Annotated in this window: 8 protein-coding genes; 2 read left to right on the top strand and 6 right to left on the bottom strand. The window is 58.3% G+C overall.

The genetic code is table 11. The annotated features are described in order from the left end of the window. Positions 1-47 precede the first annotated feature (47 nt). The 6 genes from AC1RJ3_RS18850 to AC1RJ3_RS18825 all read right to left on the bottom strand — a co-directional run bounded on the left by AC1RJ3_RS18850 (position 48) and on the right by AC1RJ3_RS18825 (position 9,117). On the bottom strand, positions 48-3,068 hold the full coding sequence (locus AC1RJ3_RS18850; protein ID WP_054597212.1) for an EAL domain-containing protein: 3,021 nt from the start codon (positions 3,066-3,068) through the stop codon (positions 48-50). Next, positions 3,056-4,075, bottom strand: coding sequence for a substrate-binding domain-containing protein (locus AC1RJ3_RS18845; RefSeq protein WP_493079940.1), 1,020 nt, complete (start codon positions 4,073-4,075; stop codon positions 3,056-3,058). The genes AC1RJ3_RS18850 and AC1RJ3_RS18845 overlap by 13 nt, the downstream gene beginning before the upstream one ends. A gap of 390 nt (positions 4,076-4,465) precedes the next feature. Beyond that, positions 4,466-4,789, bottom strand: coding sequence for an isochorismate lyase (locus tag AC1RJ3_RS18840; RefSeq protein ID WP_493079853.1), 324 nt, complete (start codon positions 4,787-4,789; stop codon positions 4,466-4,468). A 36-nt stretch (positions 4,790-4,825) separates the two neighbouring features. Next, complete coding sequence (locus AC1RJ3_RS18835) at positions 4,826-6,052, bottom strand: histidine decarboxylase (RefSeq protein WP_493079851.1); 1,227 nt, start codon at positions 6,050-6,052, stop codon at positions 4,826-4,828. Positions 6,053-6,079: 27 nt separating this feature from the next. Further along, entirely contained in the window at positions 6,080-7,915 is a 1,836-nt protein-coding gene (locus AC1RJ3_RS18830) for a (2,3-dihydroxybenzoyl)adenylate synthase (protein ID WP_493079849.1), read from the bottom strand. Positions 7,916-7,941: 26 nt separating this feature from the next. After that, the gene (locus AC1RJ3_RS18825; protein WP_493079847.1) at positions 7,942-9,117 is read right to left on the bottom strand and encodes an isochorismate synthase; all 1,176 of its coding nucleotides are present in this window, start codon (positions 9,115-9,117) and stop codon (positions 7,942-7,944) included. Between the two features lie 131 nt (positions 9,118-9,248). Here AC1RJ3_RS18825 and AC1RJ3_RS18820 point away from each other — a divergent pair, with 131 nt between their 5' ends. Beyond that, on the top strand, positions 9,249-13,583 hold the full coding sequence (locus AC1RJ3_RS18820) for an amino acid adenylation domain-containing protein (RefSeq protein WP_493079845.1): 4,335 nt from the start codon (positions 9,249-9,251) through the stop codon (positions 13,581-13,583). Positions 13,584-13,666: 83 nt separating this feature from the next. Continuing rightward, complete coding sequence (basC, locus tag AC1RJ3_RS18815) at positions 13,667-14,995, top strand: putative histamine N-monooxygenase (protein ID WP_493079843.1); 1,329 nt, start codon at positions 13,667-13,669, stop codon at positions 14,993-14,995. Positions 14,996-15,037 lie beyond the last annotated feature (42 nt).

Here is a 15,037-nt window from a genome sequence, read left to right as displayed (position 1 = left end):
TCATGAGTATGTGAAAGACCACGCCGAACGTACGCCACACTGAGTCATTAATGCCCGGGCATTGGGCTGCTTGGGCGTTTTACATCGCGTTTTCGCCTTGCCGAGTCAGGGCTCGCAATGCGGCTCGATTGAGGCAATCGGGGCGTACGCAGTAACAGGCTGATTTCCTCTGCACTGACCGCTCTGCTGAAAAAGTGGCCCTGAATTTCATCGCAGCCGTTTTCATGCAGGAAGGTTTGCTGCTCCTGGGTTTCGACACCTTCGGCAATGACCCTGAGGTTCAGTGTGTGCCCCAACGAAATCACCGCAGTGGCGATGGCTTTGTCGTTCTCGTTGTCGGGCAGATCGCGCACGAAAGACTGATCGATCTTGAGTCTCGCAATCGGGAAGCTTTTCAAGGCTGCAAGGCTGGAGTAGCCGGTGCCGAAGTCGTCGATCGAGAGGCTGATCCCCATTGATTGCAGTTCTTTCATTTTGTTGATGGCTTGCTGAAGGTCTTGCATGATCAGGCTTTCGGTCAGCTCCAGCTCAAGGTACATCGGGTCCAGTCCGGTTTCTTTCAAGGCATGCCTCACTCGGTCGATCAGGTCCCTTTCGATGAACTGGCGTGCTGAAATATTCACCGACATGGTGATCGGCGGCCAGCCCGCATCCTGCCAGTCCTTGTTCTGTCTGCACGCGGTATGAATCACCCAGTCGCCGATGGGCACGATCAACCCGGTTTCTTCGGCCTGCGGAATGAATTTGATTGGAGACACCATGCCGAGCTCGGGGTGCTGCCAGCGGATCAGTGCTTCTACGCCGATAATCTGACCTGACTGCAAATCCACCTGTGGCTGGTACAGCAGCAGGAACTCGTCATGGTTGAGTGCATTTCGAAGCCCGTCTTGCATGGCGAGCTTGCCCTGAACCTTGTTATTCATCTCGCTCGTATAGAACTGGTAACTGTTGCGACCCAGCTCCTTGGCCCGGTACATCGCGGCGTCTGCGTTGCTGAGCAACGTGTCGGTATCGCTGCCGTCGGCAGGGTAAGTGGCCAACCCCATGCTGCAGGTGACGTGGAGTGTATGTCCGCTTAGCTGAATCGGCCGCAGGATGGCTTCCTGGATTTTGTGCAGGGCAGGGGTAACGCCGTCGAGGTCTGAGGGCTGGTCGAACAGGATGATCACAAACTCGTCGCCACCCAGTCGCACGACGGTGTCGGTACGGCGTACACATTCCAGCATGCGCTGGGCGACGGTTTTCAGCAGTTCGTCTCCAGCACTGTGCCCAAGGCTGTCATTCACCAGTTTGAATTTGTCCAGATCGAGAAACGCCACCGTCACCTGGCGGTTGTAGCGCTGAGCATAAAGTATTGCCTGCTTGAGGCGGTCTTCGAGCAGTGTGCGATTCGGCAGCCCGGTCAGTGCGTCATGGTCGCCCATAAAGCGAATGCGCTGCTCGGTAAGTTGGCGTTCTATTGCAATGCCGGCAAGCGGTGTCGCCATGTCGATCAGTCGCGTCTCGGTCGAGCCAGGGCTGCGTACAGTGTTGGAATACAAGGCAAACGTACCCAATACCTTTCGCTCATGGGACAGGATCGGCGTCGACCAGCAGGCGCGAAACCCATAGGGCGCAGCAATTGAACGGTAATCCTCCCACAGCGGATCCAGCTCGATATTCGTGACGATGACCGGTTCTCGTCGATACACAGCGGTGCCGCATGAACCGACGTTCGGACCGATTGCAATCCCGTCAATGAGCTGGTTATAGGCTTTCGGCAAACTGGGCGCAGCCCCGTGCAGCAGGTGCTTGCCATCCTCATCCAGCACCAGGATGGACACCATCATCCCCTCCAGTTGGGACTCGACCAGGTGAGCCAGGCTGTCGAGGACTTCTGCAAGCTCGGTACTCCTGGCGATCAGCTCCAGGACATGACCTTGTCCGGTACGGATGATGGCTTCTTGCTCCAATCGACTGTTTTGCACGGCGAGCCGCTCTGTGGCGATACTCAATTGAACCGATTTTTTTTCCAGCTGAAGTCGGTCTTTGAGGAATTGATTCACCGCACGAGCCATGTTGGCGATCTCGTCCTTCCCATGCTCCGCCATCATCAAATGCGTTTTGTCAGTGTGTTCCTGACGCAATTGCCGGCTTATTGCATTCAGGCGCACGAGCACATGACGGCCCATGAAGACCCGGGTCACAAACCAGGCGAACACCAGGCTGGCGCCCAACATGATCAACACCCATTGCTGGCTACGGTTTGAGGCCTCCACCAGGCGCTGTACGGCTTCGCGATAGTCTTCGGTGTAAGCACTGGATTGCGCACGGGCCAACGCGACCAGAACCCCGGCCTCATTCTTCAGCTCCTCATTGAACCGCTGTATGACGTTGTGCTGATTGATGAGCTTCAGGCGTAGGGAGAAGAGCTTGGGTATCTCGACATCAGCGTCGGGTAACTTGCCTGTGGTGCGTGACAGGTGCTCATACCGGATCTGCAGGCGTTGCACGGCATCACTGTCAACAGCCTGCGGCAGATCGAAAAGTAATACCGCCAGCTCCAGGCTGGCCCGGGTCTGGGCCGCGGTTAACCGGGCGGTGTGATCCTCCAGGGTTTGCTCGAAGGTGACCTCGGTTTGCAGCAGGCTTTCGCGCAATTGCGCAACGATGTTGGCGGTATTGCGGAACATCTGACTCGACTGATACATGTCGAGTATCGCCACGCCACTGTTCGCGGCAGTCAGCTGCTGCACCAGCTGATCAAGGGCTTCAAGCTGTTCGACGGTCGCTGCATAGCTTGAACGCAGGGTGTCGGGGGAGCGGGTTGTCAGAAGCTGATCGGTCTGGCGTTCGATCAGCAAGGTACGATGCAGCATGTCTTGCCCATTTTGCATGCGGACCAGTCGTTCATCCGTCAGCTGGCGGGTGGCGCTGTTTGATGTGCGCAACGCGTAGACCGCAGTTGCACCACCCGCCAGGATCAGCAGCGCCAGTGTCAGAAACGCCAGTGTGAACTGTGCGCGTAGCGATTGCGGCAACAGCTGGCGTCCGAGCCGGGAAATGACGTCCAATGTCAGGGGTTCCATTGGTGGCGATAGATGTCTCGATAACCATTGTCAGGGTCGTACTGGAATTTCTTCCCGCCGTCGAAGGCGATATTGTCGGCATTGACCAGGTGAATTGGTGCTACGAAGCCGCTCACCGGCTGACCTGCAAACAGCCGATTCAACTCATCCATCACTTGCCAGCCATGCAGGTTGAGCGGCTCGGCCACGGTGACGGTCTGGTAGGTTTTTGCCTGTATGCGCAAGAAAGCCGAAGCGCTGCCATCACCGGCGGACAACAGACTGATGCTGTCACTGGGTATTGCAGCGTTGGTCAATGAGGCAATCGAGTAGTCGAAATAGATATCGTTGATGGCCAGCGTGTGGGTCCAGCGCTTGCCATAGCGCTGAAGCAGCTCGTTGGTGATCGCCGGCATCTTCTCGCCACTTTCGGAGATCGCGACATCGCGCACTTCCAGCAATGTACATTCCCGGCAGGCCCGAATGACGTTTTCCATGGCGTTGGCTTTCGCCATGGCGATGCTGTATTTGGAGTCGGTCAGGATGACCACGCCGGCGTGTCCGTTTGACTGTGCCACTGCCGCCATGGCCGTGAGGCGAGCCACTTCGAGCGGATCGGTCGTGACGTTCATGGCCACCGGCGTGCCGTCAATCGGCCCGGGGCGTGCCCCTGCGTGCCAGCCGACCACCGGCACATCCCTGTTGGCGAAGAGGATCAGCGCCGCATTGTTCTCAAGGGCATCGGAACCGCACAGAATGAGGCCGTCGGGTTTCGCTGCCAGGGCATCGGAAAAGGCCTTTGCGCGCCCGACCGATGACCCAGCGCCATCGAATATTTTCAGCGTCCAGCCCATCGCCTTGGCTGCCTCGCGAGCGCCCTGTGCGACACCGACAATTCCACCGTTACGCAAATCTTCTGCGACAAGGGCGATGCTCTTGCCCCGCAGGGCTTGCGGGCCGGATTCAGGGCCGCTCCAGCGAACGGCTTCGAGGGTGGCCCTGGAAACGATTTCCTGCGCTTGAATCACCGTAACCGTGGCGTTTTCGACACCCGCTGCAGTTGGCAGGTTCTGGCCGTATCCGGGAGTTGCCGTGAAAAGACAGAAAACCGCAATTGAAGTCATCCAGGGTAACCAAGGCCTGATCAGGCAGGTTCGATCACCGCATGTGATGCCGGGTCTGGAGCCGATGGCGCGATCATAGTCTGGCATGGCGTCCCTTTTTGCCGAGAGTGCAGCGTTCACTATCCGCAAGGATAGTCGGTTCTGCTGTCATCAGGTCTTTTGTGGGTAAAGCCTGTGAACTTTAGTCCTGAACATTCAGGAAAAGGGGCAGGGCGCCTCTCTCTGGCGCCCTTTCAGAACCATAAACTCGGAAACGTCTACACAGTAGACCTGGTCATACGCTCATCTATGGGCTTATGCGGTATTTCGGTCGGAATAGGTTTCTTGCCAGTGCAGAATCTGCTGTTGGATATTCCAATGAATAATGTGCTTGTAGAGTTTCTCGACGAAGGCCACTTCGAACCCGGCGGCGACTGCCCACTCGCGACGGTCTTCGAGCATCGCCGCGACCCGCTCTGGAGCGGGGATAGCCCGCTCATTGGCTTTGAATTGCGCAGCGGCTTTTACATAACCCAGGCGTAGTTTCAAGGACGCGAGGATCTGGCGATCATAAAAATCGATGCCTGCCCGAATATCATTGAGGTTTTCGCAGGCTTCAGGTGTTTTAAGTGGCGACATGGTGCTTGTCTCAAGGTGTGTTGAAAATAGCCAGTTTCAGATGACGTCGAATCGGGGGCACGTTTCCCTGACGGAGTTTGAAGGTCGTCGCTCATTCCCTCCTTGTTTGACATGTGCGCCCCCGAATTGCCAGGCATCCGTCTCAAGTTCGGTAATGACCTCATCGATCAATGCGTCGATCATTACGTTGTCATGATGATGGGGTGTCGTTATCAAGTGCGCTGTATCGCCAGATACCGCCAGGCAATATTTCTTCGCAATCCTCTGCGACGGACAAGGGAACACTACGGTGATGGAGTTCTTGTTGCGCCAGGCATCAATCCCCGCAGCCTGGAATCGATCCACTGCATACTGGGCTTTTTCCAGGCTGTGGTGGACACGCTGGCGCCAGTCAGCGAACGAGTGGCTGCGTAGCGCCGCCCACATCATCAAGGGTGTATGGCCATTGCGCGAGCCGCTGATGGTCTTGTCATGGGCCAGGATGTAGTCCACTTCCACCGAGATGCGCGCAACGTCCTTGCGTTTGGCCACGACGATTCCGCAAGGAATGGGTGAACCGATCATCTTGTGGCCGGAGACGCAGATCGAGTCGATGCCATCGGCGAACGAGAAGGGCTGTGGGTGATCGACGAAAGGCAGGATCATCCCGCTCAGCGCTGCGTCTGCGTGCAGGTAGTAGTCATGACGGGCCCTGCCCGCCTGCTGCAGACGCTGTTGAATGGTGGCGATATTGTCGACGGCTCCGCGCAGGGTGGTGCCGATGTTGGCGAAGATGATGGGGTGGCGTTCCTGGTCGGCGGTTATTTTTGCCATCAGGTCGTCGTAGTCGATTTCGCCATTAGCCAATGACTCGACTGCACGACATTTGATCCGTAGCAACTTGACGATCTTCGCAACGGAGTAATGGGTGTCTTTCGAGTAGTACAGGGTGCCATTCGGGAACAGTTCGCGACCCAGGTAGCAGCCAAACATGTTGCCTTCGGTCCCCCCGTTCGTGACGTAGCCCCAGCTGTCTTCGAGCGCGATGTTGAACAGCTCGGAGAAGTACGTCATGACGTCCTTCTCAAAGTCGAATGAGTTCAACAGGTAGTTGCTGTATTCGTTCCAATCCCCGCAGTTGTTGATCGAGAAGCGCAGGAAACGATGCAGCTGGGAGTAATCGAAGTCCGCTGATTCGGGGTACCCGATATTGAAGTACTGATTCGTTACGCAGTGCTGCCAGAAGCGCTCAAGCCTGCTTTGGTCGGCGGTGGATAAAGTCATACCTAACTCCTTTTAGAGGCCGCCCGGTCAGGCGGCTTTTTGCTTGGTGTCTACCAGCGACCACCAACTGGCGAGCGTGGGCGAGGCCGCCAGCTCTTCGAAGCTCACAGCGATGCCGCGCTCTTTGAGCTCCGCAGCGAGCTTCATCACCCGCAAGGAATCGAGGCCGTAGAAAATCAGGTTTTCCTCCGGGTCCAGGTCTTCACAGTCCTCGACAAGTTGCAGTACGCGGGTGTGTAGCCAGGCGCGGGTGGTTTCCGCCGCCAGGAGTTGGCGCAGTTGTTTTTTGTCGATCTTGCCGACGGCCGTCAGGGGCATGGTCTCGATGAGCCGGATGCGATCGGGCAGTTTGTATTCGGCGATGCCGAGTTCCATCAAGTGGCGTCTCAAGGCCGGTGGTTTAAGATGGGGGTTACGGGTGACGACGAAGGCGCAGCTCTTTTCCCCCAGTCGGTCGTCGGGCATGGCCACCAGACCGGCGTGGGTCACGTCCGGGTGGAGGACGATGAGGTTTTCGATTTCCTCCGAGGCGACTTTTTCGCCACCGCGGTTGATCTGATCCTTGACCCTGCCGACGACCCGCAAATCACCTGTCGGTGTGAGCTCAACGAGGTCGCCGGAATAGTAGTAACCCTCATGGTCAAACGCCTGGGCATTCTGCTCGGGGCTTCGGTAATAGCCGCAGAACGTGTAAGGACCGCGAGTGGCGAGCATGCCAGGCTCGCCGTGCGGGACGGGGATGCCTTGTTCGTCAACGATTTTGATTTCGTCATCCGGGCAGATCGGACGGCCTTGAGTGGTGAAGATCTGTTCGTCAGAGTCGTCCAGGCGGGTGTAGTTGATCAGGCCCTCGGCCATGCCGAACACCTGCTGCAACTTGCAGCCGAGCACTTCGGGAACCTGGCGTGCCAGCGAGTCGGCGAAACAGGCGCCGCCGACCTGGAGGAATTCCAGCGATTGCAGTTGCTCTTTGTGCTCCGGCGCGGCCTGCAACCACAAGGCGACTGCACTTGGAACCAGGGCCACGGTATTCACTTCATGGCGTTGAATGATCGAAAAGCACGTCGACGGCTCCGGGCTCGGAGCCATGACGACAGTGCCGCCGGCATACAGGACGCCCAAGGCGCCGGGCGAGCTGAGCAAGAAGTTGTGCGCCGCAGGCAGGGCGCAGAGAAAGCGCGTTTGTGCAGTGAGCTCGCATACTTGCGCACTTGCCCGAGCGTTGTAGTGATAGTCGTTATGGGTGCGCGGGATGAGTTTGGGGGTGCCTGTGCTGCCGCCCGACAATTGGAATAGCGCCACTTCGCCCGGTTCGCTGGGGGAGAAGTCCACGGGGTGCTCACTTGGGGTTTTGATCCAGGCGGCGAGGTTGCTTTCGTCACGCGGGTCGCCCAGCAGCAGGGTGATTTCGGGGCTGGAACCCACTTCCTTGAGGTCTGTGATGTAGCTGTCGTCGCGAAAGACTTCATGCTCGCGAGAGGCGATCAGCAACCTTGGCGTGATTTGCTGGGCGTAGCTTTTGAGTTCGAGTTTTCGATGGCTGTAGAGCGCGTTGAGGGGCGCAATCCCGGCCTTGAGCAGCGCGAACAAGACAATGTAAAACTCTGCAATATTGGGCAATTGCACCAAGGCGGTGTCGCCTTTGCCAAGTCCGCTGGCCGCCAGGCGCGAAGCCAGGTTGGACGACAGCTGCTCCAGCTCGGCATAGCTGAAACGACGATCACCGCAAATGATCGCCGATGCGTGAGGTTGCGACTGGCTGCGTGCCTGGAGAATGTGTGTGAGTGGTTGGTCGATCCAGTAGCCTTTTTCCCGATAGCGCTGTGCTCTGTCGAGGGGCCAGTGATTGAATTCTATAGTCATGATTGTCACTACTGAAAAAGTTCGTATTAGTGGGCCAAACCGCATGCGCGCAGCATGGTGCCGAGTTTGGTCTGGACTTCTGTCCATTCGGAGTCGGGGCTCGAGGCTTCGACGATGCCGGCGCCAGCAAACAGGCGAACCCTGTTGCGCTTGACGGTGCCGCAGCGAATGGTCACCACCCACTCGCCATTGCCTTGGGCGTCGCACCAGCCAACCATGCCGGTGAACAGGCCACGCTCGAAGGGTTCGACAAAGCGGATCAGGCGCCGGGCGCGCTCGGTGGGGAAGCCACAGACGGCAGGAGTTGGATGCAGGCGACAGGCAAGCTGCAAGGCCGAGACGGTCGGATCCGCCAAGGTGCCTTCGATACGGGTGGAGAGATGCCAGAGTGCGGGGGTGCTGATGAGGGAAGGGCGCTGGGGCACATTCAGCTGGGTGCACAGCTCCCCCAGTTGAGTGGCGATGTCCTCGGTCACGAGGCGGTGCTCGTAGTGATCCTTTTCCGAGGCTGACAGCCAATCTGCGTTACGCCGATCCGCTTGTGGATCGCTCATGCGTTTGGCCGAGCCAGCCAGCGGGTTGGAGACGAAGTTCAGACCGTCCTTGTGAACGAGCAGTTCGGGGCTGACGCCGATCAGCGTAGCGCCGTCCGGCATAGGTACACGGAAGTGATAGCCGCTTTGATTCTGGGCCCGCAGATTATTCTGCATGGCACCCACATCCACGTCCTGCGCAAACACCAACTCACGTTGCACCGAGAGCACGGCCTTGCGCACGTCACTGTGGCGGAAGTTGACGATCGCGTGCTCTACCGCACGTTTGAAACCTTGCTCGTCCGGTATGTTTTTTTGCTCGATCAGTTCAGGCAGTGCTGCGACGCCTGTCTGTGCGGTGGCGCTTCGTGTTCGCCACTCGGCGTGTTCGGGAATGTAGAGACAAGAGGCTTCAGCAGGATCGAAGGGGATGGCACCGACGATTATCGGGTTGCTCTGACCGGCCTTGCGCGCCCGGTCGAGGGCTTGCAGCACGGTTTTCTGGAACAGGCTATTGGCGTTTTCGCCGCCAATGGCAGGTGTTTCGATTCGCTGAAGCATCCCGGCGACTGTTAGTTCTCGATCGCCGGAGGTAAATGAAAAACTCTCTTTTTCATCAATAGCTTGCACCTCATCCGTGTCATTCGCTCTTAGGGTGCCCGATCTCATTGGGGGAAAGCCTCCGTGGCCTGTGGGTAAAAAATTAAGTCTTGAAATATAATCATTATCGTTTCTATTATGGGACGCTAATCATTTAGATTTGTCAATCACATGAGTGAGCCATGAGAGAGTTAACTTCAATGCAAGCCGCCTGTTGGATCGGGCGCGCTGCTCATGCGTCTTTAGGGAGAGTTTCGGCTCATCTTTATGCCGAGTTCGATGGTCGTTCCATTGACCTGGAACGGCTGCGCACGGCGCTTGAACGGGTATGCCGGCTGCATCCCATGCTGCGGGTCCGGCTGAATGCGGATGGCCTGCAATCCATTGCTTCGATGGACCAGTCACCGCAGCTGGAAGTCGAAGATCTACGCTCGATGATCGAGTCGGAAGTAGCGCGGCATCTGCTCTGCAAGCGCGAGGAATGGACTCATCAGCAGCTTGATCTTGGTCATTGCCCGGGCGTCCGTTTCTCGGTCAGCCTGCTGGCGGACGATGAGTTCCGCTTGCACGTCGATACGGACATGATCGCCATCGACCCATCGAGTTTTCGTACGTTAATCGAAGACCTCGCACGGTTTTATGACGACCCCGACGGACCGGTTCCACACACGCCTTCTTTCTTCGATTGGTACGACAAGGCGCGTACCGATACCTCGCTCAAAGTCGCCCGGGAACGAGACCGCATCTGGTGGCGTGAGCGCCTGGCTGAAATCGCTCCTGCACCCACATTGCCGTTTCTCGAGGTTCAGCCTGATCAAGCCCGCAGCCATCGATTGAGCACATGGCTTGGCCCCGATGAGCGTCAGGCGCTGCAGCGTCTGGCCCGTGAGCGAAGAGTGACCCTGTCGACCTTGATGATGGGGCTTTTCGCGGTGGTACTCGGGGCGCAGACAGGGGACCGGAAATTCCGCCTCAACGTGCCCTCGTTCTGGCGTCCGCCACTGGTGGATGACGTCGAGCGGGTAGTCGGTGATTTTGCCAATGTGCTGATTCTCGATGTGGATATCGAGTCGGCCCGCAGCCCCGCTGCCCTTTGCACGCAGATGGCGAAAAGAATGCTCGACTTGCTCGAACATAGCGCCTATCCCGGGGTGAATCTGATGCGCGATCTATCTCGTCATCATGGTTCGCCGCAACTGGCGCCGGTGGTGTTTACCGCAGCGCTGGACATGCCGGGCGGCGATCTTCTCTCGGAGCGCGTCCGGCGGGTCTTCGGGCCGATGAACTGGGTGATCTCCCAAGGGCCCCAGGTTGCACTCGACGCGCAGATCGCATGCGCCAACGGCGGCATATTGATCAATTGGGACATTCGCCTTGATGCTCTGCCAGAAGCCTGGGTGTCGAATCTGTTCGATCGCTTTGTGGCGATCGTGCGTGAGGCGTCAGTCTGCTCCGCTGTCCTGGATCTACCGTTCTCTCAGCGCGGGCTGCCGCTGAACGCTCTTCAGCAGGCCTATCTACTTGGGCGCAGCCCGCAGATGCCGCTGGGCGGCGTGGCCATGCAGGAGTTTCGCGAATACCGCGGCTCTTTGGATCCTGCTCTGCTGCGAAGCCGTTTGGCCGGGATGGTCCGGCGCCACGAAAGCCTGAGAACACGGATCGATGCGCAAAAACTCGTGCAGTTTGTCAGTGACGAGGTGCAGATAAACCTGCAGGAAATCGACCTCACGGCTCTGTCGCCAGACGATGCCCTTGGCTATGTTGAGGAGCGTCGTGAGGCTTATGCACATGCGCTGTTCGAACTGGATCGCTCGCCTTGGAATGTTACGGTTTTCCTGCTCCCGGAAGGTCATCTGAGGGTTTTTGTGCGCCTTGATGCATTGATTCTCGATGGGCGATCGATCGCAACCCTCATGGTTGAACTGTTCGACGGTGTGGTCGGCGAGGAACCGTTCACCGAGGTTATGCCCGAGCCAGAAGACCTCGCCCGCCAACGCAAGGCGGATGCCGTTTATTGGAAAGCCAAACTCGCCAGCGTGAGCGGTGCTCCACGTTTGCCGTGGCTCACCCCGCTGGACCAGGTGGGCGCTTCTCGCTATGAGCGACAGAGCTTGTTGGTGCCCAAAGCGGCGTTCAGCGCGTTCTGCAAACTGGGCGCGCGGCAACGGCTGTTCAAGAACTCCGCCCTGATGGCGCTGGTACTGGAAGTGCTTTCCCACTGGGTCGATGAGGGGGGCGTGTGTGTTGCGGTGCCTGTTGCTCCGCAAACGAGTGGTGCCTTCGCCAATCGCTCAAGCTTTATCGCGGTCAATTGGAGCACCGATCCAGACGGTTTTGCGCAGCGGGCTACCCAGCTGCAAGTCGATGTGCTGGAAGGTTTGCAACATCTGGCCTTTTCAGGGGTTGACCTTGCCCGGTTGCTGTTCGAATCCCACGGTCCAGGCCCCGTCCTGCCCGTGGTGATCACCAACGGTTTTTCCTGGCCGGTCTCGCCGGCGGACAGTCCCATGAGCCTGTGTGGCGGACTGACCCAGACACCTCAAGTGGGGATGGATATCCGCTTCTCGGCGAATGCTGAGGGTGCCTTGGTGTTCGACATCGACTATGCGCGCGAAGTGCTGGATCCGGCGGTGGTCAGCGATATCTTGAGTGCCTTCGAAAGGGCGATCGGTCAGATCACGGCAAACGGTGTTTTTGCCATTGATGCTCCGGCGATTATCGACAGGTGCCACTACCGGCTGAATAGCCCGGTGACTGAGGCGTGCCACGCACCCTTTCTCGGGCAGATCGCGAGCAATATCTTTGATCGTAGCAACGCCAGAATCGCCCTCATCAGCGGCGACCGGCAAATCAGTTATGCCGAGCTTGGCGACGGCGTATGCCGGATGATCGCTGCATTGAAAGCGCGCGGACTTTCTCGGCACGATGTGGTTGCCATATGCCTGCCCCGCAGCCCGGAGCACACGATGGTGACGTTGGCCTGTGCTCTGACGGGCTTGATCTGGGTCCCCATCGATGCTTCGGCACCTGAGGAGCGACGGCTTTTCCTGCTGGAAAACTGTCGACCTGATCTGGTGGTGATCACCCAGGGCGAGTCTGTCGAGCGTCCTTGCGCGACACCCGATGAGCTGCTGGCAGCGCAAGCCGAGGTTCCACCGATGATGGAGGACCTGTCGTCAAGCGAAGCGCCGGCCTATTACCTCTATACCTCGGGCACCACCGGAAAGCCCAAATGCGTGGTGCTGAGTAATCGAGCCACCGCCAATGTCATTGGCAGCACCCTTGAGCGCTGGGCCGTGACCGAGCGCGATGTGTTCATGTCCGTAACCCCGCTTCACCATGATATGTCGGTTTTCGACGTGTTGGGCTGCCTGACAGCGGGGGCGACGCTGGTACTGCCTGGCCATGGCGAGGAAAAGGATGCGGTGCGCTGGAATCAGTTGATTGCCCTGCATCAGGTGACGTTGTGGTGTTCGGTGCCCGCCATCCTGGAGATGCTTCTTTCTTGCCGCGCCGCTCATGACTTGAAGAGCCTGCGCCTGATTGCACAGGGTGGTGACTACATCAAGCCCGCTGTGATCGCCGAGCTGCGCGCGCTGCTGCCGGACTCCCGGTTGATCTCCCTTGGGGGGCCGACGGAGACAACCATCTGGAGTATCTGGCACGAGATCACTGCCGATGACCAAGCGCTGATCCCTTACGGCAGGCCCTTGCCCGGTAACCGTTATTTCACCCTTGATTCACAGGGTGAGCATTGCCCGGCGGGCGTTGTCGGCCGAATTCACACGGCTGGTGTCAATCTCGCATTGGGCTACCTGGAAAACGGCGAGCTGACACAGAGTGAGTTCGTGACCGTCAACGATGAACATGGCCAGGCCGTTCGTGCGTTCCGCACCGGTGACTGTGGTCGCTACCGTCGCGATGGCACCTTGATCTTCGACAGTCGGGTCAACGGCTATGTGAAAGTTCGCGGTGTACGGGTGTCGCTCCCGGATATCGAGATCGAATTGATCAATCACCCATCGGTCAGGCACGTGCTGGTCGTGGATTATGGCGAGCAGCGTCGAGGTGAGGTCTGCATCGGTGCGCTGTATGTCGGCCAGCAGGGTGCCGCGGAGCTGACGGCAACCGAGTTGCGCAACTATGCCCGCCAACATCTGCCGCACTCCCATGTCCCCACACGGTTCTTGAGCGTGGATGAGTTGCCGCTGTCGCAAAACGGCAAGCCTGATCGCCAGCGTGCCCGCAGCCTGCTCACTGCGCCGGCGAATGAAGTGGCCGAGCCTGCCGCCAGAATCATCTCGACCAAGAGAAACAAGGTGCTGGACCTCTACTTGAGTGTATTGGGCCGCCCGTTGGAAGACGGGGTCGATGACGCGGTGGATTTCATCAGTCTGGGGTTGCGTCCCCAGCATTTGAAGGCCGTTTCGGCGCGGTTCCAGGAAGACTTTTCGGTGGCGCTTTCACCCGGGCAATTGCTGCGCTGCCGCAATGCACACGACGTCGAACGGCTGCTCATGGCTGAAGGCTCGTGAGCGCCTCTGAATAATAGTGAAATGAATGGCGGGGGGCACCACAGAGCGTGCTCCCTTCTATCCAAAAAGCAGTCCCTTTGGAGATGGATCGGATGACGGATATACCCACTGTAGATATTGCCGGTGTTGGCATTGGGCCCTTTAATCTCGGGCTGGCTGCATTACTGTCCAGGCACACGGGCGTGACGGGTATTTTCCTTGATCGCAAAGCGGAATTTCGCTGGCATGAAGGACTTCTCTTGCCAGGCACGACGCTTCAGGTTCCCTTCCTGGCGGACCTGGTGACGATGGCTGACCCCACGCATCCACTGAGTTATCTGAACTACCTGCATCAGCACGATCGCCTGTATCAGTTCTATTACTACGAGAACTTTCAGGTGCCGCGGCGCGAGTACGACCATTACTGCCGATGGGCGTCGCAGCAGTTGCCGGCTTGCCACTTCGGCGAAGACATCTGTGATGTGAGCTATGACGCGAGCGTTGACCGATTCCTGATTGAGAGCCAGTCCGTGTCCGGCTTCAAACGCCGTTACTACAGCCGGGACCTGGCGATTGGCGTCGGCACCGTGCCGCTGTTGCCGAAATGGGCCCAGCTTAAGAGCACGGCGCCGGTCATGCATTCGGCGGAGTTCGGCAAAAGACAGGAGCAGTTGGCGCAGTGCCGGCGGGTCACGGTGATTGGCTCCGGGCAGAGTGCGGCGGAGTGCGTGCTGGCATTGTTCAGCGAGTTGACCCCCGAACGGATTGCGGCCGGAGCTTCGATTCGCTGGATCACGCGTTCGCCAGGCTTCCATCCCATGGAGTATTCAAAACTTGGGCAGGAGTGCTTTACCCCATCCTACATGGAGTACTTCCACAGTATTCCACGGGAACGTCGCCGAGATATCGTTGCGGGGCAGGGGTTGCTGTACAAGGGCATCAGTTTTTCGACCATTGCCCAGATCTACGACCTGATCTACGAACGCTCGATTGGCGGCGCTGATACAGGTCTGACGTTGCTTTCCAACTGCGAGGTCGAGACTGTGGAGGATGTCGACGGCACGCTGCGAATTGCCTACCGGCACCGCGAACTGGACCAGACCAGCACCCTTGAGGCCGATGCCATTGTTGCGGCGACGGGATACGGGCATGCCTGGCCGCAGTGGTTTGAAAGGCTCAAAGGCGTTGTGCTTGAAACCGATGAATTCGGCGACTGTATCGTCCAGGAAGACTTTACGGCGCGCCGCTGCGACGAAGGCACGGGCCGTGTTTTTGTGCAGAACGCGGAGATCTTCCAGCACGGTGTGGGTTCGCCGGATCTCGGGGTAGCGGCCATTCGCAATGCGACAATTGCCAACCGGCTACTCGGTCGCGCGCACTACCGCTTGCCCAAGCGCTCATCGTTCCAGCGCTACGGGATGCATGAAGCGTAGAGCTTGATGTGCAGGGTCTTGTTAACACTTTTGGCGTTACCA

Source organism: Pseudomonas sp. GW822-FHT04C11, assembly GCF_058800905.1.
This window is presented reverse-complemented; position numbering and strand designations above follow the sequence as displayed.

Coding starts and splice junctions, on each gene's coding strand:
- AC1RJ3_RS18835 (WP_493079851.1), bottom strand. CDS start 6,052: ATGACTTTATCCACCGCCGACCAAAGCAGGCTTGAGCGCTTCTGGCAG.
- AC1RJ3_RS18850 (WP_054597212.1), bottom strand. CDS start 3,068: ATGGAACCCCTGACATTGGACGTCATTTCCCGGCTCGGACGCCAGCTG.
- AC1RJ3_RS18825 (WP_493079847.1), bottom strand. CDS start 9,117: ATGAGATCGGGCACCCTAAGAGCGAATGACACGGATGAGGTGCAAGCT.
- AC1RJ3_RS18840 (WP_493079853.1), bottom strand. CDS start 4,789: ATGTCGCCACTTAAAACACCTGAAGCCTGCGAAAACCTCAATGATATT.
- AC1RJ3_RS18830 (WP_493079849.1), bottom strand. CDS start 7,915: ATGACTATAGAATTCAATCACTGGCCCCTCGACAGAGCACAGCGCTAT.
- basC (WP_493079843.1), top strand. CDS start 13,667: ATGGATCGGATGACGGATATACCCACTGTAGATATTGCCGGTGTTGGC.
- AC1RJ3_RS18820 (WP_493079845.1), top strand. CDS start 9,249: ATGCAAGCCGCCTGTTGGATCGGGCGCGCTGCTCATGCGTCTTTAGGG.